We start from the raw sequence: 23,365 nt of genomic DNA on the forward strand, positions 1-23,365 counted from the left end.
CGCTTAGATATTAGATGATCCTTTCGATTCCTGCGGCGAAACCGTGCCGGCTTTCTTTTTCCAGCGGTGAAAAAAGATGATAAAACAGATCAGATGTCCCAGCAGGGCAACTGCCCAAGAGACCGGATAGGACAGGTACAGCATAAACAAACTGCGGTTTGCCGCAAAAGCCGTATAGATCCATAGCACTCGCACCCCGCAGGCGCCTGCCAGTGAAACGATGGTAGGGGTGACCGAATATCCCAGTCCGCGGATCGCGCCGCAGGCAACATCCATCATCCCGCAGAGATAATACGTTAAGCAAAGGACATATAAATTTTGCATCCCGAACGGGACAATATCCGGATCTGGGGAATAAATGCTGAGCAACTGAGGCCCAAACAAGACAGCCAGCCCGCCAAGCACCAGCCCCACGGCAGAGGTACAGGCCATACACCGTCCAAGCACTGCCAGCACACGTTTGGGCTTTTGGGCGCCGACATTTTGGCTGGTAAAGCTCAATGACGCTTGATAAAAGGCGCACATGGCATTGTAAACAAACCCTTGAATATTAGAAGAAGCAGTATGCCCAGCCATTACTAAGGAGCCAAATGAATTGACAGACGACTGCACGGTAACATTGGAGATCCCAAATACAGCCCCTTGGATCCCAGCCGGGAGGCCCACCCTTACAATAGAAAGAAATTTTTTCTTTTTAATGCGCAGCTCCCTGATACTTAAGTGGTAATAGCCGTGGTCCTGAATCAGGCACATGACCACCAGCGCAGCGGACAAAGCCTGAGAGATAATGGTGGCTAAAGCGACTCCGGCAACCCCCATGTTCCATACGATTACGAAAAACAGGTTGAGCAGTACATTTAAAACGCCGGCGATCAGCAAAAAGATGAGCGGTCGGCGGGTATCCCCCACCGCGCGCAGCAAAGCGGCGCCGAAGTTATAGATCATGAATGCGGGCATCCCCACAAAAATGATCCGCATATATAGTACGGACTGCTCCAGCACATCGTCCGGGGTCCCCATCAGCTGCAGCATTGGCTCTGCCAGAAGGATACCCAGAAAGATCAAAATAACACCCGAAACAGCGCTCAATAGCATGGAGGTATGTACGTCATCATGGACCTCATCCCAGTGCTGGGCGCCGTAATCCTGTGCCATGATGACATTACTGCCAATGGAAAGCCCCATAAAAATGTTGATGATAAGATTATTTAGGGAACTGGTCGACCCAACGGCCGCCAACGCCTGGCTGCCGGTAAACTGCCCGACCACCACAATATCTGCGGCGTTAAAAAGAAGCTGTAGGATGCTGGAAAACATCAAAGGGATCGCAAAGCGCAGAAGCTTTCCCAGCAAAGGCCCGTTGCACATGTCGATTTCATAAGAACGTTTCATGTCATTCTCCCTGCCCGATAGGAAAAATTTTATCTACCTGTTTTATTCTATTGCTTTCCCTTTAAAAAAACAAGAATTTGAGAGGTTTTTCTAATAAATCCACAAAAAACAATGCAAAAATTTTCTATTCGAAAGGGGGCGGGGAAAGAAAAACTACCTAATATGCAATAATCGAAGGTTATAAGACAAAAATGCTAAAGGCATGAAGGGTCTTTGCACGACCTTTTGCATGAAACGGCAATCCGTGATACAATATAGACAATATCAGCTTTTTGAAGATGCCGTTGGATTTCTATTGTTGGTTATAATCATACCACCCTTTGGGAAAATTAAATTTACGAAACGATTGGCGGCAAAAGCTGCACATTGGACCGATTAAAAAACGGCTGAAGGAAAGCTTGGAAAGGAAAAAAGTTTATGGGGAAACAGACCACAGGCTGTGATTATTGTTCACACTACATCTTTGATGAGATTTGTCAATGCTATCTTTGTGAAGTCGATCTGGACGAGGATGAAATGGCGAGATTTTTGACCAATTCTTTTTCAAACTGCCCTTACTTCCAGTTTCATGATGAATACAGGATTGTGCGCAAACAAAATTAAATTGCTGCCGGGTTCTTTTTTACATTTTCCGCATAGGGATATGGCTTTTGGCATACCCTAACAAGGGAGATGATTGTGATGCAATTTTCATGGAAACGGTTTCTTTTCAATTTGGCAGCCCCGCTGGCAGTGGGCGGATTATCGGCGCTGATCACAGGCAATAGCATGGGGGTTTATAAAACCATACAGCGTCCTCCGTTTTCTCCGCCGGGAATCGTGTTTCCGATCGTGTGGACGGTCTTGTTTTGCTTGATGGGTATTTCGGCTTATTTGGTTTCCTCTGACCGGGAACACCGGCGCGCTCGGGCATGGAAGGCATATATCCTACAGCTGGCGGTTAATTTTTTCTGGCCGGTTTTGTTCTTTTGTCTGCATTGGTATGGGTTTGCCTTTTTCTGGCTGCTTTTTCTGATAGGGCTGGTAATCTGGATGATCCGGGAATTTATGCTGTTGAACAAAGCCGCGGGGCTGTTGCAGCTTCCGTATTTTATCTGGCTTCTTTTCGCGGGTTACCTGAATTTAGGCGTATGGCTGTTAAACTGAAGAAAAAATCCTCAGCAGGGTTCCTGCTGAGGATTTTTATTTTTTCTTTTTGGCTTTCGGTTCGGGGAGCTCCGGATACATTGCCCGAACCAATGCTGATAAAAACGCTTTGTTCTCGACGTCTTCTACGACAAGCATTGGTTTTGCGCCCGGATAGGGCTCCTCCAAAACGTTTTGCGGCAGCATTGCCTTGGCGCAAGCAACCGGCTTTACCATGAAGCGGTTGTCGTAAATACCGCCGACTAGCTTTCCACAGCAGTAAATCAAGTATTCACCCATCATAGGCCGGCAGGTGATTCCATCAGTATCAGAAAGCTGTTCTAGTATAAATTGGCAGTATTCTTTGCTGGTAGCCATCGTTTTATGCCCCTTTCTTTTTTGGAGAATCTGTCAGGCGCTTGTCCCAGATTGCCTTTGCCCGGTTATCTTCCATTTCCCAGTCCGGTATTCCAGATAGGAAACGATAAAGTTGGCCGCCCAGCCAAACGGCACGGCATACCAAACCATATCTACACCAAACTGCGGTGCAAAAATCAAAGCAACTGATACACGGATCGTGAGATTTACCAAATTGGCGATAGTAAACATCAGCATATCCCCAGCGCCCCGCAGCAGGCCGTCTGTCACCATTTTGATGCCAATGACCCCGAAGAACCACCCCATAAAGGTCAGGTAGTTATTTCCGGTCTGCAAGGCAAGCTGTGTTCCTTCGCTGCCAAGAAACATCATGATGATCGAATCATGGAACAACTGCAGTATCACACAGATCAAGACCGCAAACATCCCCACCAGCTTTAAGCAGGCGTGATACCCGTTTAGAACACGGTTTTGCTGTTTTGCCCCTATGTTTTGGGCGGTAAAGGTAGACATGGCATTTCCCAGCGCGGCCATAGGAACGACGACGATCCCCTCTACCCGCATAGCGGCCGAAAATCCAGCAAGGACCTCTACACCGAAGCTGTTTACCACAGACTGCACCAGCATCATACCGATTGATACCGTAGATTGCTGTAAAATGGAGGGCAGCGCAATCTGAGTCATGGTTTTTAGCTCTGAAAAGTCGAACAGCGCCTGTTTGGAAGTGGAATAGCCGGAAAGCTCCCGCAGGAAGAGGAAAAAGGAAACCACGGCCGAGATGCCCTGTGCGATCAGGGTAGCCCAAGCGACGCCTGCAACGCCTAGATTGAAAGAACACACAAAAACCAAATCCAGCACGATATTGAAAACAGAGGAGAAGATCAGCAGATACAGCGGGATACGGGATTTCCCCAGTGCATTGAACATAGCGGAAAGGACGTTATATAAAAATAAAAACGGCAGACCAATAAAATAGATATTTAGGTATTCGGTTGCCATATCCAGAATATTTTCCGGGGTGTTTAACAGCTGCATGATCTGCCGGCTGAACACCAGCCCCAATGCTCCCAGCGTAAGACTGAGGATCAAAAAGGAGAACAGCGCCGTATAGGCAGACTGTTTCATTTCCCCATATCTTCTGGCACCGAAATAACGGCTGGTGATCACCGAAGCCCCTACCCCGCCGCCGATTGCGATCGAAATAAACACGCTGGTCAGGGAATAGGACGCGCCCACAGCCGCCAGGGCGTTTTCACTGACAAACCGCCCGACAATGACCGAATCGGCCATGGTGTAAAACTGCTGGAACAGGTTGCCGATAATCATGGGCAGGGAGAAAATGAACAGCGCTTTCATCGGGTTTTGATGTATCAGGTATTCTTTATCCATGAATTGTTAGACTGCCTCCCTTTTTAAAGGTGATTTTTATTTTCAATCCACTAAACGACCCGTTTAGCTTCGTTGTGATACCCGCAGGCCTGCCGTGATAAAAACGGCGGTGCCGTAAGGCAGGAAAGAACTTGATTCTGAGAGCCGTTTTTTGTGACGTTAAACGACCCGTTTAACGTTATTATACCATCTTTCTCCAAAAGATGAAAACTCTTTTTTAGAAAGCTTTCTAAAATACTTGCAGTGATCAAGCTTTGTCATAAAACCTGCCGCATCCCTGAATGTAGTTTTATTTTGCCGTTTTTTTAAAAGAAATCTCATAAATTTTAAAGTTTTTTACTCCTGTGGAAATATTTGTAAAAAAACAGGCATTTCTTTTAAGAAATAACAGGAAATTGCGATGAAGTTTTTGATCGTCTGTGATATAATATACAAAATTTTAATTGAATAAGGGCTTGCCTGCGGAAAATGGGAGTCTGGAAAGAGGCGGACAATGAAGAAACAGTTAAAGATCTCCTATATTGGAGGAGGCTCTATGTTTGTGTGCACCATGGCGCATGCGATCATGGAGATTCGGGAAGAATTACAGAAGGAAGGCGTGTCCATTGATGTTTCTCTGATGGACATCAATTTAAACAACGCGGATGCTATGCGCCGCTATGTGGATTTGGTACGCGAAAAAACGGGTACCCCCATCATAGCTTCTGTTACTAGTTCTATGGAGGAAGCGATCACGGGTTCGGATTTGGTGGTGTTATCTGTTCCTGAAAAGAAGAAAGATCAGGATGAATTTTGGGACCTGATTGGACAGCCGGTGGATCTGGAAAGTTCTTATGCGGTAGCTCTGACCGCGGTGACAAACCTTGACCTGATGGATCAGATCGCAGAGCTGATGAAACGCATCGCACCCGACGCGATGTTTGCCGCACTGATGAACCCGACCGATACGCTGGCGGCCTATATGCAGAAAAAGCATGGAATTACCAGCATTGGCATGTGCGTTGAAGTGCAGAACCTGATCACCACCCTTGCTTATCTGCTGGGGGTCAAGGAATCTGAGATCGAACTGTCGCATATTGGGGTGAATCATTTTGGCTGGGTCACTTCTCTGAAAGTTTGCGGAAAAGACGGATATGCCCTTTTGCGCGAACAGATGGAAGCCTGGAAGCAGCGCCCGGATTGGCCAAGGTACTGGAACTGGTTTGCAGACCTGTTTTTGGCAACCGGCTACCTGCGCACCAGCGACGCGCACCGTTGGCCAGTCGGGTTCGACTGGGTAGAGGGGACCGGGCTTGGGAAGGATGAGATCCCAATGCCGATCTCTGACCTGTATCAGCCGTATATCCGGGAAGCGCTTGAAAAAGGCGAGTTAGTTGGCAAGCTTCCGAAAACCAGTATTTATGGCCATGTCCAGTACGAGGCGCTGATGTATCCGTCTTTAAAAGGGACCTTTGCGCAGCTTATCAGGGGTCTGCTGGGACACACGACCGCCCCCTTGCCGCTTCAGGTACAGAATGGGAAGGCAAACACCGGTGTTTCTCCAGAAGCATGGCTGGAGATCCCCTGCCGTTTTACAGAGGGCAAACTGGCGCCGCAAACCGCCGAACAGGCTCCGGAATGGGTTACTGCCCAACTGGAAGACATCATTCAGCAAAGGGTGTGGATCGCCGACTGGCTGGTTGGCTCTGATCCGGAGGGGCTTAGAAAGGCGCTGTTCAACTGGCAGGATACCGTGGAAATTGGGCATGCGCTGGCATTTTGGCGTAGAATGGAAGAATATATGGCTGCCAGAAAATAAGAGGAGGTTTGGCAATGGAACTTCGGTTTGATAAAAAGAAAAAGATCGGTCTGCGTGACCCAAAACTGTTTGGACAGTTTATTGAGCATTTTCACCGCTGTGTGTATGGCGGAGTGTATGACCCGGCTTCTTCCTTTGCGGATGAGCAGGGTTTGAGGAAAGACGTGATAGAGGCGTTAAACCGAATCGGGGTGCCGGTTATCCGCTGGCCGGGCGGCTGTTTCGTATCGGGATACCATTGGCAGGATGGAATTGGTCCAAAACGGATTCCGTGTTTTGACAAGGCGTGGAAGGTGGAGGAAAGCAATCTTTTCGGCACAGCAGAATTCCTTGATTTTTGTCGTAAGATCCATGCGCAGCCCTATATCTGTTGTAATGCCGGCACAGGAACAGAAGAGGAAATGAGCGATTGGGTGGAATACTGTAACCAAACCCAAGGAAAATGGGCAAGGCTTCGCCGCGAACACGGTTATGAGGAGCCGTTCCATGTCAAATACTGGAGTATTGGCAACGAAAACTATTTTGATGGAGAACTGGGGTCACGTAACCCAAAAGAATGGGCCCGACTGGTTTCCCGCGCCTCCCATATGATGAAGCGGGCCGACGACAGGATCGAGCTGTTAGCCCCCTGCGCAAATAACTTGGAATGGAACCTGCGCTTATTGGCGGAGGCAGGGCACCGGCTGGACTGGCTTTCTGTTCACAGCTATGACGATATGCTGCAACAGGTAAATGAACCGTCTTCCTATGAACAGTGCATCTTATGGCTGGATAATGTGAAAGAACGGATCGAGCAGGCAGAATCCGCGATCCATTTAATGGGGTACCGGAACAAGATCCATATTGCGATCGACGAATGGAACCTGCGCGGCTGGCATCATCCGAATGTAGATGTCCCCGGCGCGGATTACCTGACCCCGCGTGATAAAAACGACGATAATTCTACCTATACGATGGCGGATGCGGTCTACACAGCCTGCTACCTGAATGAATGCTTCCGGCACTGCAACAGTGTTAAAATGGCGAATTATGCCCCCACGGTGAATGGCCGGGGACTGATCTACACCCACGATGACGGGATCGTACTGAGGCCGACCTATTTTGTTTTTGACCTGTATGCAAATCTTTTGGGTGACGAGATTTTGGATAGCTGGTTTGATCAGGAAAACCGCTTTGCGCTGTCTGTGAATGGAAAGGAACAGAACGTAAACTGGATCGACGCAGTTCCGACCATGCAAAACGGCCGGCTTCGGATCGCGCTGGTGAATAAGCATCCGGAAGAAGCCTGCCGCGTCTTCTTTGCTTCTTCGGCCGGGGAGTTGGAGCTGTTCACCCTAAATGGAAAGAGCAAAGATTCCTATAACGACATAGACCACCCGGAAACGGTCCGTGTAGAACGGGAAATATTGAAAACGAAAGCTTCCCAAAAAGAAATTTATTTGCCCCCACACTCTGTCACGATTGTCAGAGAACTATAAAAAAGGCTTCCCGCCTAAAACGCGGGAAGCCTTTTTACTTGGTATCTTTACTGAGCCTGCGTGCCAGCGTGATGATCATCATCAAATCATCCTTGCTGACCTTTCGCAGTTCATCGATCGCGGAACGGAGCAGGATCGGATCGTCGGTCGTTTCCTCAAAAAACTGGCTGGGCGTTACGCCCAGGTAGTCACAGATGGCAAGGAATTCCGCCATGGGCGGCAGCGCTTTTCCGGAAGAAATATTGTAGATATAGCTTCTGCTATGTCCCAAATCATAGCTCATCTGGTATTCTGAAACGCCTTTGCTCAGCCGCAGCTGTGTAATGCGTTCCCGAATAAAATTTGTATCCATGTTTTCACCACCTTATACCCATTGTATCGGGTAGGGTAGTCAAAATATCCCAAAAATATACGCTTATATCATTGAAAAAGCGTATAAATTATGTTAATATAATAAAAAATATGTTTTTTGATAGATTATTTATGCTTTTTTAAAATATTTTTTTAAAAAAGACATTTATTTTTCGACTAAAACAAGTAAAATAGCTGTAAATTTCAGGAAATGGATTGAGATTTTTGCTTCAGCCTGTTATGATAAAACCAGCGAAAAATAAAGGACATCATTCCCACTTGATAAAGATGGGCGGGAGTTTGTGATAGATCGGACAGAAACTGACCTTCAAACACAGAAAGGAATATGGAAATGAGCTTAATCGTATCAGACCTGTCAAAAAAATACGGGGAGAAAACAGTGGTCAACCACATCAGCTTTTCTATGCCAAAACCAGGTGTTTACGCCTTGCTGGGAACCAACGGCGCGGGAAAAACGACCACGATCCGCATGATGCTGGGGATGCTTTCCAAGGACACGGGAAGTGTTCAGTGGAACGGCAGGCCGCTGGACACCGCGACCTGCAATGTAGGCTATCTGGCCGAAGAACGCGGACTTTATCCCAAATATGGATTGATGGACCAGTTAATATACTTTGCGGGCCTGCGCGGCGTATCCAAACACGAAGCAAAGACAAGAATTAAATACTGGGCGCACCGCCTGCAGGTGGAAGAATATTTATACCCGGATCAGGTGCAGGAAGACGGTTCCACCCAGTTAGGGGCGCGCGGCGGGCTGCTTTCCGGAGCGAAGCGCAAAAAGGCGCAGAAGCCAAAACTGGCGGATCAGCTCTCGAAAGGGAACCAGCAGAAGATCCAGTTTATGACGGCGCTGATCTCTAACCCAGACTTGATCATTTTGGACGAACCGATGTCCGGGCTTGACCCGGTCAATACCGATCTGTTTAAAGACATTATCCGGGAAGAGATCGCGAAAGGGAAATACCTGATCATGTCCAGCCACCAGATGGCGACCGTGGAGGAATTTTGCACCGATATTACGATTTTAGACCGGGCAAACGCTGTTTTGCAGGGGAATTTGAATGAAATCAAAAAAGGCTACGGAAGGGTCAACCTGTCTTTAAAGGTGGAACAGGATATTGCCCCGTATATTCAGGCGGCTGGGGCAACGGTGCTCAGCGAAAAGGAATATGAATACCAGCTGAAGGTAACGGGGGAAGAACAGGCAAACCGGCTTTTAGGAAGCCTGATCGAAAATAAGATAACGATCATTACCTTTGACCTGCGGGAGCCCTCCCTGCACGAGATCTTTGTGGAAACTGTGGGAGGAGAACGACATGAAACAGAATGACAGCGCCCTGCGCGGCACGAAAAAGGTTTTTGTGTTTACCTTTGTCCAGTTTGCTAAAAACAAAGCGAATCTTATCACCTTGATATTTTTGTTGATCCTTTCCTTGGCAAGCGTGCCGGTCATGACCCTGCTTTCAGGCGGGGAGATCGATATGGGAGAGCAGCCGGGTGTTGATGCCGTTTACCTGCAAAACCAGACTGAACTGCCGCTTGCGGCAGATGACCTTGCGGGAAGGGACCCGTATTTTGAAAACACAAAGTTTCTGGACGCGGCGGAGGGGAGCCGGCCGACGCTGCAAGATGATCAGCTTCTTATTACTGTATCTGAACAGGAAAATTCCTATCAGGTAGAGGTGACGCGGGCGACCGACCTTGTTCTGACGGAGAATGATCTGTCACGTGCAGAGGACTTGGCGGCCGCGGCGGTCAGATCGTCTCAGCTGAAAGGATTTGGGCTGAGTGAAGAACAGGCAAAAACAGCGGTCGGACCGCTTCAGACAAGCGTGGGCAGTATCAGTGATTACCGGCAGGATCAAGGGCCTTCATGGGAGGTGCAGTATGGCGTACAGCTGTTTTATTCAATTGTCGTCATTATTGTCAGCATCTTTTCTGTGACCTATATTATCCGGACCGTGGTAGAAGAAAAGGCCTCCAAGCTGGTGGAATTGCTGATGGTCAGTGTGAAGCCGCTGGCGCTGATCGTTGGAAAGATCTTGGCCGCGATGGCCTATGTGTTCGGCACTTTTGTCCTGCTTTTGCTCGGCTTCGGAGTTTCTTATTTTGTCAGCGGCTTCTTTATGGATGTGTCTGATTTTGGTTCCGCTATAAGCGGAGTAGATCTCTCCTCCGGATTTTTAAATCTGGGGGTGGATACAGTCCTTGTAGTTTTGATCTCCTTGATTTTGGGGTATCTTACCTTTTCTATTATCGCTGGACTTTCCGGAACAGGGTGCTCCTCTACGGACGACATCCAAAGCGCCGCAACCCTTTCCACCCTGCTGATCATGGCTGGTTATATGGCCTCGATCTTTATTAGCACGATGGGAGGCGGAGGCGCCGGGATCACCGTCTTTTCCAGCCTGTGCCCGATCCTCTCGGTTTTCTGCGCGCCGGTCAATTACATGACTGGGGCGATCCCGTTCTGGATGCTTTTGGTCTCATGGCTGATCCAGGCGGCAGTAGTGGCGCTGCTCGCGCTGTTCTGCGCAAAGATCTACAGCAGTTTATTGCTGTATCGGGGAAGCCGTGTCAAGCTTGGGCAAATGCTGTCTATGGCAAAACACGCATCTTCTAAAAAGGAGGTGGGCTAACATGAAAAACGAGTTTAAAGGATTTCAGAAAATATTTTTGTTTACTTTCTCCCATCAGCTCCGTTCTACCGGGTATCGAGCGGCTACCATTTTATTGGCGGTACTGCTGTTTTTGCTTCCTGCCGGAATTATGGCGGCTGTAGAATGGTTCGGCGGCGATGAGCCGGAGGCGTCTGTCTATGAAAACCCGGTCAGGGGCGTGTATATTGTAGACCAAACAGGTACACCCGCTGTGGGCTTTGAGCAGTTGAATACCCTTGGTGAGCCGGGATATACGGAGCTGTCTTATACCTTGTGTGAAAATTTAGAGCAGGCGGAACAGCTGGCCCGGCAGTCGGAGGACAGCGTGGTCCTTGTGTTGAGCCAAACTGAGCAGGGGACAAAGGCGGACCTTCTGCTTCCGGAAGGGAGCGGGCTGTCAAAAGAGGAGGTCAGCGGGCTGGAGCTGTTCCTGCAGCAGAATTACCAGCTGATTCAGCTACAAAAGGCCGGTCTTACCGCTGAGCAGGCAATGCAGATCGTAACTCCGGTGCAGACTGAGCAGGTCACCGAAACAGTGATCTCCCCGGAAAGTGATTCCCCATTTGAGATGATAAAAGAGGTTTTCAGCCTGATTCTCCCGTTTGCACTGATTATGATCCTGTACTTTATGGTGCTCTTTTATGGGCAAAGCGTTGCCAATAGTGTGATCTTGGAAAAGAACTCTAAGCTGATGGACACCTTTTTGATCTCAGTAAAACCAAGCGCCATGATTTTCGGAAAGGTGTTTGCCATTGTGCTGGCAAGCATCCTGCAGTTTTTTATCTGGATCGCCGCACTGGCAGGCGGGTTTGCCGCAGGCAGTGCTTTGGTCCGTGCGATTAACCCGCAGACGGATATGCTGCTGCTCCAATTCTTTGACATGATGGGCGAACTGGGCGGCATGTTTTCCCCAGCCGGCTGTATCGTCGCGGCCCTTATTTTGATCGCTGGCTTTTTGCTGTACTGCGTGCTGGCATCGATCGGCGGCTCTGCGGCGGGAAAACCGGAGGACCTGTCCTCTACGAATGTATTGTTCACCATGATTTTGGTTATCAGCTTTTTGTGTACGCTGTACGCCGGTGGGATCAGCATGGCAGGCGATACGGCCAGCGCCGCATGGATGGACTGGGTGCCGTTTACCGCGATTTTAGTAACGCCGGGCCGGCTTTTGCTTGGAGAACTTTCCCCTGTACAGGGATTGATTTCTCTGTTGGTCGTTTTGGCGTTTTCCTGCCTTGTGCTTTTCCTGGCTGGGAAGGTGTATCGTATGATGGCCCTTTACAAAGGTAACCCGCCTACGCCCGCAAAGCTGTTCCGGATGCTGCGTGGAAAATAAAGCGCGGACTTGCACGCTTTATGCCAACCGGTTAACGGGATATGTGCCGGACATCTTTTCCCATATCGTTAGAATAAGATAAAACGACCGCCCCGCCTTTTACGAACAGGCTGGGGCGGTTATTGAAAGGAGCGGCCTATGAGAGAACAGAGATCAAGCTGCTGCGGCACGATTTGCACGGAATGCGAATATTACCCCAATGAATGCGCCGGCTGCCAAGCGGTTCAGGGAAAGGTGTTTTGGCTTGGATTTACCGGAGAAGACGTCTGCGGGATCTATGACTGCTGCATTCACCAGAAAAAATTGCTCCACTGCGGGCTTTGCAAGGCGTTGCCCTGCAAACGGTATGAACTCTCCGAACCCACAAAATCTGAAGCGGAGAATCAGGCGAATCTGGAACGGCAGCTGTTCCGGCTTCATAATACACCGCCGCTGGTTTGGGAGGAGGGAGAGATCCGCTTGGAACAGGCTGCTGAGTTACACAGAGCCGCCGCGGAGGAGATGAAGCAGGAATTTTTTCAGCATGGGGAAGCTACGATCAATGGAAGCGCTCTATTTGACCAACTGGACTTTGACGAATGGCTGAAACGGGCTAACCGCAATCATCATCCGGAAACGGTGCAAACAGACTGGGCAGTAGCTACGACCTTTTTTGCAGTGCGAAAAACGGATGGAAAGATGCTTGGGATGCTCGATCTCCGTCATAGCCTAGACACTCCGTTTTTAAAGGAATACGGCGGGCATATCGGGTATGCAGTCCGTCCCACGCAGCGAAGAAAGGGATATGCTGTCCAAATGCTGCAGACCGCCCTTGCAGGCTGTGCGCGGATGGGGATCTCACCGGTGGTATTGGGATGCTATGCGGATAACATTGCTTCGGTCCGCACGATAGAAACCTGCGGCGGGGTGCTTGTGGAGGAGAAGCCTTATTTGGATGGCAAGCTAATGCACTGCTATTCGATCCGGGTTTAACAGTTATTCCCGTTCCCGGAGGGTAACATGCACAGTGTCGCCGGGCTGTTTTTGTATCTTGGCGCGAATGTCTTTGCGGATCCCGATGATATGATCTGTTGTTCCCCGGCGGACTAAACTGCCATCGTACGGTTCGCCGTCAAAGGTAGCGTGCACCTTTACCCGCCCTTTGCCGAACTCCTCTTTCACGTGATAGGGAAAGTGGACATATGCGCCGTCCAGTTCAGGCATCTTTTGGATGACCGCGTCAAATTCGTAAAGCTTTTGGTTCATGTTGGCGCTCCTTTTTCATTTTTATCCTGCCATGGGCACACAAATTTTTATAGCGGATGAAGCGTTTTTCCATGATCCGGAAGGACAGGCCTTACCCCCTGTCTTTCCGGGTCATATTCTAATCAATGGATTGTTGGCGCCCCAATTACTTTGTTAAATCACCTGTAGCCGGATTGTCGATCAGGCGGCCGTTTTTTGTAAAACGCGAACCGTGGCAGGGACAATCCCAAGTATGCTCATACGGATTCCATTTCAGCGCACACCCCAGGTGCGGACAGCGTTTCGCGGAAGGAGTCAGCAAATTGACAACCGCTTCCCATGCATTGACCGCCAGTTGGGGGCGGAGGATCGTTCTGGAAGGGGAAAATGCTTCGGCATATGGATTTTGTTTTTCCTGAACAAGATCGCATAGTATCATCGCGGAGACCATAGAGGAAGTCATCCCCCATTTGTTAAACCCGGTGGCAACATATAAATCCGGCGTACCCGCGGAATAAGCGCCGATATACGGAACACCATCCAGCGTCATGCAGTCTTGCGTGGCCCAGCAGTATTTTTCAGATGCGTTGGGATAATGCTGACGCGCAAATGTACGCAGTTCCTGCCAGTTCCCCCCTTGTTTTCCGGTACGGTGATCTCCGCCACCAATGAGAAGCAGGTTTTCAAAGTTTCGGAAGGACATCCCATTCTGTGCCTCGTCCACATACATTCCGTGCACATTTGGTGCGTTTTCAAGGGCGATCACGTAAGAGCGGTGCTGATACATTTTCAGAAAATAACCGCCGTGTTTATTGAGGATCGGGAAATGGGTGGCAATAATGATCTTCTTTGCGGTGATCCTGCCGTGGCTGGTGACCGCTGTCCTGCCGATAAGCTCGGTTACCTTAGTGTGTTCATAGATATGCAGGCCTTTTGAGAGGGAAAACAGGAATTTCAGCGGGTGAAACTGCGCCTGACGGGGATATTTTACAGCGCCTGCCACAGGAAAGGGCAGGGGCAGGCGATCAGTGAATTGTGCATCAAAACCAAGCTGTTCCAGTGCGGCGAGTTCCTTTTCTATTTTTTGGCGGTCATCGAGGGAATAGACATAAGCCTCTTTCTCTTCAAAGTCACAGTCAATGGTTTGGCATAAATCACGGTATTTTTTAAGGGCCGCATCATTAGCTTTCAGGTATTTCTCCGCCTTATCCGTACCAAATTTCCGGATCAGCTTGCCATAGATCAATCCATGCTGCGAGGTGATTTTGGCAGTTGTGTTTTTGGTGATGCCATGGCCTATCGTTTCAGCTTCTGCAAGGACATACGGCGTCCCTGACTGGTGCAGCATATATGCGCACAAGACCCCGGCCATTCCCCCTCCGATAATCAACACGTCTGTTTTGATATCCTGATCCAGGCTTTCAAAACCAGAATCAGGTGATTTTTGTTCCCATAGTGAATCCATGTCCATCTCTCCTAACGTTTCATTCATGAATATAATTTCTCAAAAAGCGAAAACTATTCCTTTGTCAGAGGACTTTCGTTGTCTGCCGATGAGACAAATTTAGGGAAAAGGATGGTTTCATAAATGCGCTGTTATTTTTGCGGATGGTATTTCAAATGCCAGTCTGACCAACAGACCTTAGCAGTGATCCCCGCCTTACACAGATCAAAGGAGAAAAGTTCCTGTTCTGTTCAGATTATTACGGACAAAGGCGCATGGAACGCAAGCTTTCCCTATGATTATTTTCACAAGTCCAAAAAGGATTTTCATATTTTAGCCGGCGGAAATTACTTTGGGACAGAGGGGATCAGCCTTTGTTTGCAAACAGAGGCTTGTTCCGCAGTGGGCTCTGTCCGGTTCGGCGCATTTTCCCCGATCCGGTATGATATTATGGGACCGTTCCGGTATGTTCCTCTTATGGAATGCCGGCACAGTGTGCTGAGTATGAGACATACCGTGACCGGGAATATCAGGGTCAATGGAACAGACTATCATTTTCAGGATGATACCGGCTATATCGAGGGAGACCGTGGGTATTCCTTCCCAAAAGAATATGCGTGGACGCAGTGCAGCTTTGCGGAAGGCTCACTGATGCTAAGCGCGGCAGATATTCCGTTGGGCCGGTTTCACTTTACCGGGGTGATTAGCGTGATTTGCTGGCGCGGAAAGGAGTATCGTCTTGCAACCTATCTTGGAGCGAAGATTGAAAAGATTGGACAGGGCGAAATCGTGATCCGTCAAGGAAGCTTGGTGTTGTCGGCGAAGCTGATGGAAAAGCACGCGTGTCCATTGCTTGCTCCTGTCAGCGGAACAATGAGCCGTACGATTCATGAAAGCGCTTCCTGCCGGGCGGCTTATTGCCTGAAACAAGATGGTCAAACGCTTTTTTCCTTCGAAACCACCAAGGCTTCTTTTGAATATGAGTATCCATATTGATACAAAGAAGAAGTACCCGGTGCAGAAAATGCACCGGGTACTTCTTTATGATCCATAGCTGTGAATACATCAATGAGTTCATTTGTTTTTTGAAATTACAGGATGGTGACGATAGAATCACAGCACTGGTAATCCGTATCAATATTATGGGCGATCAGACGTACCTTGAAGCTCCTTGTACTGCACATTGCGGTCGGAATTCCTCCAGATACATCTAAATCTTCAGGGAGTACGAATTTGACACATTTGACTAAAACATCCCGGCAGCTTGGGTAATCATGCGCGGGGATAGTAAGTGTTTTCATCCCACGCGAATATTCGAGTCCATTGGGATCGACCTCGGTAAGAACGATCGCTAGGGCTACGCGCTTTCCGGGACAGACATTTTTTACTGTGACATCCATTTGCAGGATTCGCCCCAAAGATTGCAGATAAGCATCCCCCGCATCTATGATAATGGAATCCTGACAGCTTTCTGTGGCTAGGTCTACGGGGATCGGACAAGGCTCTGGATGGACGACGATCCCACAGTCCACCAATACAGAAGGCGCAGGGAACACAACGACATTTCCTTCGTTATCCGAATAAGAAATGGATTGGTTTACCAGTTTTTCCCCGGAGTCCTGTGCCGTATGACGAATTAAGAATTCCAAGGAAGCCCCTTCATTTGCGGTGACGCCAAGCTCTGGGATTTTCCATTGAATGGTATGCGAATCGGTCATCATAGCCGTGCCCTTTGTAGGCGGGGTTAGGCTTGTAATAGTAAAATCGGAATTTACGATCTCATCGATCACAATATCGGTAGCGCCTGTTTTAGAGATGTTGGCAGCCAGATCCTTGAACAATTGCTCTAAGTCCTCGTCATTGGGTGTGACTGCCACATGCGAGGCATCCGGGTCGGTCGCCCAATCATTGAGGACATTTACGTCGATCCCATCAAGCCCAATTAAGCCGATGCAGTAAATGATCACCCCCGAAGCTCTTGCCGCTGCGGCGATAGGAGCAGGCGGCACGCCGGAAGTTGTTTTTCCATCGGTAAACATAACGATTACCTTGGCGTTTGCAGAAAGCGGGTCGAATAATTGTGTCGCCTGCTGAAAAGCGTCTGCATGGTTTGTGGAGCCACCTGCGGTTAAACTGTCGACAGCAGCCTTTAGTGTGTCAACAGAAGTGATCAACTGTGTGTTAGCGACAGCAGTATCTGAAAAGCTTACGATACCGATCCGGCTGCCAGATCCAATATTACCATCCTGGGCGCTGTCTGTAGCCTCATCAATGATATCAATAAAGGTCTTGGCTCCAGCCTTCATATTGGCAAGCGGGCTGCCTGCCATACTTCCGGAACGGTCTAGTACCAGAACGATGTCTGTTGGGTTGGTTGAAATGTCCGGAGAAGCAGAAAGTGCGAGGGTCACTCTAAGCGTTCCGTCGCAGTCAATGCGGTCTACGTTGATCTGTTTATTCGAGTTTGTAATACCCATTCGGTTTCCTCCTAATAGTGAGAGGGGAGCTTCCCTTTATCCTATGCCAAAAAGTGAAGTCCGGAACTTGTTCCGAAAAATTCTTGTTTGACCAGTTTGTAAAGGAAAAATAGGATAACGGGAAAAGATAGCCGCAATCTATAAAAAGGGTCGTGTAGACGAACTGTTATCCATTTAGCCGCTATGGAAAAAATATTTTTCCATAGCGGCTAAATGGATGGGAATATGGATTTCAGAGTTTGTTTGGCTTGCAGTGTAAACACTTTTACCCTTTGGACCGTTATATATAAAACTTCCCTTCGTCAAAATGACGAAGAGAGGCGTATTCACTGATAACAACCGTCCAATAAACTGGAAGTTGTATTATTTTCGTTTTCCAAAATACTCTGTCAGATTACTTATTCCAGAAATTATCCAAGATAGTGCAACGATAATTAAAACTACTTTCCAGCTTTTAGAAATATCTAAAACAAAAATAAAAGTATACAAAGCAAACACGCTGAATAATAGGCAAATGATAGTTGTAATCGCTTTGATTTTTGTTCGTTTATCCATTTTCTAGCCCCCCATTTTATTTATCTTATCATCTTTTTATGTCTTGATCAATGTGTAGTGAAATCGCTGGAGTTGGAACCCACCAGTCCAAATGTAAAAAGGGGGCTCTTTTTTAGATGGTAGACATAAAGGATCGAGAATGGTATAATAAACTGATCAACAAGGCTAGATACCAATGAAGGAAGAACAAAAGGATAACTTTGGAATGCTGCAAAGGAGGAACTGGCTTTATGATCCCGTTAAATGAATTTCGGCCGGTTTGCCGATTAGAGATTCCCCAACAGGAACGCCTCATCCCGAAATTTCCGGTGATCGACGCCCATAATCATTTGACCCGAACCAAGGATTCGGCCAAGTTGGTAGAGGATATGGAGAGATTTCATATCAAGCATATCATTGATCTAGATGGCTTTTGGGATGAACGCATGGACTTTCAAATCAGGAACTATGTAGAAAGATATCCGGGAAAATTTTCAATTTTTGGAAGAGTGGATGTTTCTAACATTGACGCTCCTGATTTTGAACGGCAAGCTCGAAACAGGGTGATCGAATGCGTAGAACGCGGCGCTGCCGGCCTGAAATTTTCCAAATCATTGGGGGTAAAGCTCACAGACAGAAACGGCTCCTATTTAACACCGGATGATCCCAGGCTTCAGGTGATTTGGGCCACTGCGGCAGAATATCGCCTGCCGGTGACCATCCATATTGCGGACCCGCCCTCGTTCTTCGACTGCGTCATTGACCATACTCATGAGCGGTATGAGGAATTGGCGGCTCACCCGCATTGGTCTTATGGCAAACGGCCTTGTCCCCGCTTTCTGGAACTAATGGAGGCACAGGAAAACCTGCTTCAGCAGAATCCGGATACGACCTTTATTGTGGCGCATGTCGGCTCTTATGCTGAAAATCTGAAAGAGGTGTCCCGCATGCTGGACGCTTATCCCAATATGAATGTAGATACCGCTGAACGGATCTCTGAGCTGGGGCGCCAACCCTACACAGCCAGAGACTTTATTTTGAAATATCAGGACCGGATCGTTTACGGGACAGATCTACTTCCCAAGCCAGCCAATATCAGTGGAAATTATCGTTTCTTTGAAACTAAGGATGAATTCTTCCCTTATAATTCCTTTGACGAGCATAACCAGGGTCGTTGGAATATTTATGGGGTTTATCTGCCCGACGGGGTGCTGAAGAAGATTTATTATAAAAATGCTCTTCGGCTGATCCCCAGACTTCAAGGACTGGTTCACTATGATGACTAAGACATAGGCCCAACATGATAGAATTCCACACAGCAGTAAAAGGAGAAATCATATGGATTTACAAAGCATTTGCACCATTACTTCGGGATCTTCCAGGCAGTTTACCACATTTGAGCCGGATACCGGGAACAAGACAGTTTTAATCCCTCCGGGGAAACGAATCACCATAGCGCAATGTCGGGACACTGGGATCGTCACCCGGCTTTGGATGACAATGCCCGGATGGTTTTGGCGTCATTGGGATACAGATGCTCCGGTAGATCCCACTGTACTTCGGCTCACGATCATGAGGATTTATTTTGACGGCTGTGAATATCCATCTGTAGAAGCGCCGATCGGTGATTTTTTTGGGGTGGGACACTGTGAATACCGCCATTTTACATCGCGTTATTTAGGAATGAGCAGCGGGGGGTTTTACAGTTATTTTCCGATGCCGTTTGAACATGGCTTTCGGTTAGAACTGGAAAACCTGCATGCAACAGAAACGGCAGAAGTTTTCTTCAATCTTAACTGGACCCAATTAGACAAGCTTCCGGAGGATATAGGGAGATTTCACTGCGCGTTTTGTCACGGCGAACATCTGGGGGGAGATCCTTTGGAAATCGCAGATATTAACGGAAAGGGGCACTTTGCCGGATGTGCTGTTTCTATTCAGGGAAAGGACCTCAACGAGCTTTCTTTTTTAGAGGCGCCGGAATACATTTATCTTGATCACGAAACAGAACCAACGATTGTTGGAACCGGACTGGAGGACTATTTTAACGGAGGCTGGTATTTCCGCAATGGAGAATTTTGCGCACAGACCCACGGCGTTCCGTTAAAAGATCCATTGAGATCTATGGTGTCGATGTATCGTTTTCATGATGAAGACCGCATTCTTTTTCGTTCCGGTTTTCGTATGGCTTTTATCAATCCATGGAAAAAAGAGCGTCTAAAGCCATACTGCTATTCTTCTACAGCTTATTATTATCTTGATAAAGCCCAAAAGGCTTGTTATTCTATAGGGGAGACTTCTGAATTGACAAGGCTGTACCGGGTTCGTGACGTAGATTTTCAAGCGATTCCATAAACAAGGAAGACATAGCAAGGCGGCAAAACAAATTTTCCCTTCATCTGATCCAATTCATTGGATCGGATAAAGGGAATCGTAAAATTACTCTCTATGGCTCAGTCCGTTCAAAAGAACTTGATCGTGGTTCTAAACTAAGGATTTTTCATAAAAGTTGAATCCTGCAACTCATTATAAAAAATAGATTTTGGCTTATCTTCTTTCGTAATTGCAGCCAGGAAACTTACAGGTGAAGCTTATTCCGTGTTTTTAGGGGGATGCTTCGCCTTTTTGCTGATATGATTTTAGCACTAGCTTTTATTTGGAGCTTGCGGTATTTTCTGCTTTCAATTTTCACCTTTTAAGAATCTTGATTGACAACTTTGACGAAAGTGGATATCATAAAATGAAGGAAGGGTGATGAGATGGAACTGGATAAAAAGAAGAAACGGGTCACATTGCGGGATATTGCGGCAGAAACAGGTTTTTCAGTCAATACTGTTTCCCATGCCTTGAAAGACCAGCCAGACATCTCTGATAAAACGAAACGTCTGATTCAAAAAACAGCACAGAAGATGGGATATATCCGCAATTCTTCTGCTGTATTTTTGCGCTCCGGTATCAGTAAATCTATCGCCATTGTATTAGGAGACCTTTCAAATCCCCTGTTTGCCATTATGGTAAAGGGACTGGAGGTACGGCTAAAGGAAAAGGGTTATGTCTCCTTTGTCATCAATACCGAGGAAAATAAGGAAACAGAACGCAGAGCATTGGAAATGGCACTGGAGAAAAATGTGGATGGTATTATCCTCTGCCCATCTCCAAAAGGGCGGGAAAATGTTGCATTTTTACAGCAATGTGGGGTTCCGTTTGTATTGCATGGGCGATATTTTCGGGATATGGATACCAGCGCTGTGCTGTATGATGATCAACGATGCGGTTATTTAGCGACCCGCCATCTCTTGCAGGAGGGGCATCGGAAAATCTTGTTTATCAATGCGCCGCTTTCTGTTTCTAGTGCGCAGGAACGGTTAAACGGGCACCTTGAAGCTCTTTCAGAAGCCGGGATCCAGCAAGTGCAGACAGCTACTGTTACCTTAGCGCCAGATCAAAGGCTAGGACAGCTTCGAAAAGCTCTATTTGAAGAATACGATTATACTGCTGTGGTAGCGTTCAGCGATATGATCGCTTTAGAGGTCATATCCTTGCTGCAGGAAAAACATATTTCTGTTCCGGAAGATGTTTCAGTGGTTGGCTTCGACAATATCCAATCCAATTATCTGCTGCCGACCCAACTGACAACAGTCAGCAGCTCAAAATCGTTGATGGTAAAAAAATCAGTTGATCTGTTGATCGATCAGATCAAACACCGGCAGCAAGAACCGATTCGCTTGGTGCTTCCAGCAGAAATCAAGATCAGAGAAACCACCAAAACTAGAGAATGATCTTTAGAACATAGTGACAAAAAATAGGTCAGCTCTTGACAGCTGGCTTATTTTTTCGTACAATAACATTAACGTTAATGTTATTGTTAAGAAGGTGATTGTTATGAAAAATGGAATTGCGGTCTGCGGTAATATTTTTATTGACCATGTCAAAATGGTTGATACCTTTCCAGAAGAAGGGATGCTGGCTAATATCCGTGGACAGGATTGTTGTGTCGGTGGATGTGTCAGCAATACGATCATCAATTTGTCCCGATTGGAAACAGAAGCCCCGCTTTATGCGGTAGGATGCGTAGGAAAGGATCAGGACGGAAGCTATCTGATCAGTGTGCTGCGCAAATATGGAGTGAATACAGACTATATTTTTGTCAGAGAAGATCAAGCAACCGGGTTTACGGATGCGATTGTTTCGCAGAAGAAACATACTCGTACCTTTTTTAACTTACAGGGGGCAAACGCTGACTTTGGCGTAAAGGATATACCGACTTTTTCCATTAACGTTAAAATAGCGCATTTGGGATATGCTCTGCTTTTAGATGCCATGGACCGGGAAGAACCGGAATATGGTACAGTAATGGCTCATGTTTTACATGATCTACAGGCAAGAGGTATCAAAACATCTATTGACGTTGTCAGTGAGGCCGGGGCACGTTTCCAGAAAGTGGTTATTCCATCATTGAAATATTGTTCCTATTTGATCGTCAATGAAATTGAAGCGGGAATGATAGCGGGGATCCCTGCCAGAGAACAAGATGGGACGCTTCGGGAACAAGTGATTCCCAAAATTTGCAGGGAATTACTTTCTTATGGAGTAGGGGAGTGTGTCGTGATCCATTGTCCGGAGGCGGGGTATTATATGTCGCGAAGCGGCAGCTTTTATATGCAAAAATCGCTTTCGCTCCCAGAGGGATTTATTGTCAATAGTGTCGGCGCAGGAGACGCCTTTTGCGCAGGCGCGCTGTACGGTTTGTACCACGAACTATCCCCACAGGAAGTTTTAAAAATTGGGAACGGCGCGGCAGCTGCCTCCCTTTCAGGGGATAATTCCATCAACGGATTGACCGGGTTGGAGCAAATCGTTCAGCTGGAGCAAAAATATGGTCAATAATGGGAGGAAAAAAGATGCTGGTTAATTTGCAGGAAATTATGAAATTTGCAGAGGAAAAGGAAATTGCGATTGGAGCGTTTAACACGCCATGTTTTGAAAGCCTTTGCGCAGTGATCGAAATGGCCGAATATAAAAAAATACCGGTCATTATCGAACACGCAGAGGTTCATTTCCCATGCGGCCCGCTTGATCAAATCGGTCCGGCAATGGTTGATTTTGCAAGGCGCGCAAAGGTGCCGGTTTGTGTTCATTTAGATCACGGTACCTCTATGAGAGTATTAGAACAGGCAGTAGAACTGGGGTTTACTTCCGTCATGTTTGACGGTTCTGCACTTTCTTATGGGGAAAATAAAAAACAGACGAAAAAGGCAGTGGAGTATGTGCATCAGCATGGGGTTTCCTTGGAAGCAGAATTGGGTTGTATGGCAACGGCAGGAAGCAGGCAAGGAAACTACACCGACCCTGCGCTTGCTGTTGACTTTGTTTCGGAAACAGGGATAGATGCTTTAGCAATAGCATTCGGGACTGCGCATGGGATTTATCCCCAGGCTCCTGTGCTGAATTTTGATATTATCAATCAGGTGAAAAAAGCCGCAGATCTTCCGTTGGTGATGCACGGCGGTTCTGGTGTTGATGATAAAGATTATGTCAAGGCGATCAAGCAGGGGATACGAAAGATCAATTACTATTCTTATATGGGGGCCGGTGCTTATCAAAAAGCCCTAGAATATGGGCGGGAACATCCAGAAAACAGCCGCTTGTTTCAGGAGCTGTCTAAAGTTGCCGTTGACACTATGAAGGGATACCTAGATCATATTATGGATGTTTTTTATCGTTTGAAATGAGATTTTAAAAGAAAGGAAAGCTTTGT

General features: G+C 47.4%; 22 protein-coding genes. 14 read left to right on the forward strand and 8 right to left on the reverse strand.

What is annotated here, in order from left to right; all coding sequences use genetic code 11:
- Window positions 1-3: 3 nt before the first annotated feature.
- Window positions 4-1,392, reverse strand: a complete 1,389-nt coding sequence (locus tag CIB36_RS01745; RefSeq protein WP_093987886.1) for an MATE family efflux transporter — start codon at window positions 1,390-1,392, stop codon at window positions 4-6.
- Between the two features lie 417 nt (window positions 1,393-1,809).
- Here CIB36_RS01745 and CIB36_RS01750 point away from each other — a divergent pair, with 417 nt between their 5' ends.
- Window positions 1,810-1,995: a DUF6472 family protein gene (locus CIB36_RS01750; RefSeq protein ID WP_093987887.1), complete on the forward strand. Its 186-nt coding sequence runs from the start codon at window positions 1,810-1,812 to the stop codon at window positions 1,993-1,995.
- A 78-nt stretch (window positions 1,996-2,073) separates the two neighbouring features.
- Window positions 2,074-2,538, forward strand: coding sequence for a TspO/MBR family protein (locus CIB36_RS01755; protein ID WP_093987888.1), 465 nt, complete (start codon window positions 2,074-2,076; stop codon window positions 2,536-2,538).
- A gap of 36 nt (window positions 2,539-2,574) precedes the next feature.
- On the opposite strand, the gene CIB36_RS01760 is transcribed toward CIB36_RS01755, so the two are convergent.
- A complete protein-coding gene (locus tag CIB36_RS01760) occupies window positions 2,575-2,895 on the reverse strand; it encodes a TfoX/Sxy family protein (protein WP_093987889.1) in 321 nt (106 codons plus the stop codon).
- A gap of 33 nt (window positions 2,896-2,928) precedes the next feature.
- On the reverse strand, window positions 2,929-4,284 hold the full coding sequence (locus tag CIB36_RS01765; protein WP_093987890.1) for an MATE family efflux transporter: 1,356 nt from the start codon (window positions 4,282-4,284) through the stop codon (window positions 2,929-2,931).
- 493 nt (window positions 4,285-4,777) lie between these two features.
- On the opposite strand from CIB36_RS01765, the gene CIB36_RS01770 reads away from it, so the two are divergent.
- Entirely contained in the window at window positions 4,778-6,082 is a 1,305-nt protein-coding gene (locus CIB36_RS01770; protein WP_093987891.1) for a family 4 glycosyl hydrolase, read from the forward strand.
- 14 nt (window positions 6,083-6,096) lie between these two features.
- Window positions 6,097-7,560 (forward strand): alpha-L-arabinofuranosidase C-terminal domain-containing protein, encoded by a 1,464-nt coding sequence (locus CIB36_RS01775; protein WP_229408159.1) that lies wholly within the window; start codon window positions 6,097-6,099, stop codon window positions 7,558-7,560.
- A gap of 34 nt (window positions 7,561-7,594) precedes the next feature.
- Here CIB36_RS01775 and CIB36_RS01780 read toward each other — a convergent pair whose 3' ends face one another.
- A complete protein-coding gene (locus CIB36_RS01780; RefSeq protein ID WP_093987893.1) occupies window positions 7,595-7,912 on the reverse strand; it encodes a helix-turn-helix domain-containing protein in 318 nt (105 codons plus the stop codon).
- A gap of 351 nt (window positions 7,913-8,263) precedes the next feature.
- Here CIB36_RS01780 and CIB36_RS01785 point away from each other — a divergent pair, with 351 nt between their 5' ends.
- The 4 genes from CIB36_RS01785 to CIB36_RS13645 all read left to right on the forward strand — a co-directional run bounded on the left by CIB36_RS01785 (window position 8,264) and on the right by CIB36_RS13645 (window position 12,900).
- On the forward strand, window positions 8,264-9,262 hold the full coding sequence (locus tag CIB36_RS01785; RefSeq protein ID WP_093987894.1) for an ABC transporter ATP-binding protein: 999 nt from the start codon (window positions 8,264-8,266) through the stop codon (window positions 9,260-9,262).
- Window positions 9,249-10,571, forward strand: a complete 1,323-nt coding sequence (locus CIB36_RS01790) for an ABC transporter permease (RefSeq protein ID WP_093987895.1) — start codon at window positions 9,249-9,251, stop codon at window positions 10,569-10,571. Before CIB36_RS01785 ends, CIB36_RS01790 begins: the two co-directional genes overlap by 14 nt.
- Before the next feature lies 1 nt (window position 10,572).
- Window positions 10,573-11,928 (forward strand): ABC transporter permease, encoded by a 1,356-nt coding sequence (locus CIB36_RS01795; protein WP_093987896.1) that lies wholly within the window; start codon window positions 10,573-10,575, stop codon window positions 11,926-11,928.
- 138 nt (window positions 11,929-12,066) lie between these two features.
- Window positions 12,067-12,900, forward strand: coding sequence for a GNAT family N-acetyltransferase (locus CIB36_RS13645; RefSeq protein ID WP_093987897.1), 834 nt, complete (start codon window positions 12,067-12,069; stop codon window positions 12,898-12,900).
- Window positions 12,901-12,903: 3 nt separating this feature from the next.
- On the opposite strand, the gene CIB36_RS01805 is transcribed toward CIB36_RS13645, so the two are convergent.
- A complete protein-coding gene (locus CIB36_RS01805; RefSeq protein ID WP_093987898.1) occupies window positions 12,904-13,173 on the reverse strand; it encodes a DUF1905 domain-containing protein in 270 nt (89 codons plus the stop codon).
- Between the two features lie 145 nt (window positions 13,174-13,318).
- Window positions 13,319-14,617 (reverse strand): FAD-dependent oxidoreductase, encoded by a 1,299-nt coding sequence (locus tag CIB36_RS01810; protein ID WP_093987947.1) that lies wholly within the window; start codon window positions 14,615-14,617, stop codon window positions 13,319-13,321.
- 123 nt (window positions 14,618-14,740) lie between these two features.
- Between CIB36_RS01810 and CIB36_RS01815 the strand changes: the two genes are divergently transcribed.
- Complete coding sequence (locus tag CIB36_RS01815; RefSeq protein WP_093987899.1) at window positions 14,741-15,592, forward strand: tocopherol cyclase family protein; 852 nt, start codon at window positions 14,741-14,743, stop codon at window positions 15,590-15,592.
- A gap of 95 nt (window positions 15,593-15,687) precedes the next feature.
- Here CIB36_RS01815 and CIB36_RS01820 read toward each other — a convergent pair whose 3' ends face one another.
- The gene (locus CIB36_RS01820; protein ID WP_093987900.1) at window positions 15,688-17,073 is read right to left on the reverse strand and encodes a vWA domain-containing protein; all 1,386 of its coding nucleotides are present in this window, start codon (window positions 17,071-17,073) and stop codon (window positions 15,688-15,690) included.
- A gap of 363 nt (window positions 17,074-17,436) precedes the next feature.
- Window positions 17,437-17,628 (reverse strand): hypothetical protein, encoded by a 192-nt coding sequence (locus CIB36_RS01825; protein ID WP_093987901.1) that lies wholly within the window; start codon window positions 17,626-17,628, stop codon window positions 17,437-17,439.
- Window positions 17,629-17,858: 230 nt separating this feature from the next.
- Here CIB36_RS01825 and CIB36_RS01830 point away from each other — a divergent pair, with 230 nt between their 5' ends.
- The 5 genes from CIB36_RS01830 to CIB36_RS01850 all read left to right on the forward strand — a co-directional run bounded on the left by CIB36_RS01830 (window position 17,859) and on the right by CIB36_RS01850 (window position 23,339).
- The gene (locus tag CIB36_RS01830) at window positions 17,859-18,893 is read left to right on the forward strand and encodes an amidohydrolase family protein (protein ID WP_093987902.1); all 1,035 of its coding nucleotides are present in this window, start codon (window positions 17,859-17,861) and stop codon (window positions 18,891-18,893) included.
- Between the two features lie 52 nt (window positions 18,894-18,945).
- A complete protein-coding gene (locus CIB36_RS01835) occupies window positions 18,946-19,962 on the forward strand; it encodes a glycoside hydrolase family 172 protein (protein WP_093987903.1) in 1,017 nt (338 codons plus the stop codon).
- A 404-nt stretch (window positions 19,963-20,366) separates the two neighbouring features.
- On the forward strand, window positions 20,367-21,386 hold the full coding sequence (locus tag CIB36_RS01840; RefSeq protein WP_093987904.1) for a LacI family DNA-binding transcriptional regulator: 1,020 nt from the start codon (window positions 20,367-20,369) through the stop codon (window positions 21,384-21,386).
- A gap of 103 nt (window positions 21,387-21,489) precedes the next feature.
- Window positions 21,490-22,494: a carbohydrate kinase family protein gene (locus tag CIB36_RS01845; RefSeq protein WP_093987905.1), complete on the forward strand. Its 1,005-nt coding sequence runs from the start codon at window positions 21,490-21,492 to the stop codon at window positions 22,492-22,494.
- Between the two features lie 14 nt (window positions 22,495-22,508).
- Entirely contained in the window at window positions 22,509-23,339 is an 831-nt protein-coding gene (locus tag CIB36_RS01850) for a class II fructose-bisphosphate aldolase (RefSeq protein ID WP_229408160.1), read from the forward strand.
- Window positions 23,340-23,365 lie beyond the last annotated feature (26 nt).

The sequence above is a fragment of the Massiliimalia timonensis genome, from assembly GCF_900186585.1.
Taxonomy (GTDB): Bacteria; Bacillota; Clostridia; order Oscillospirales; family Ruminococcaceae; genus Massiliimalia; species Massiliimalia timonensis.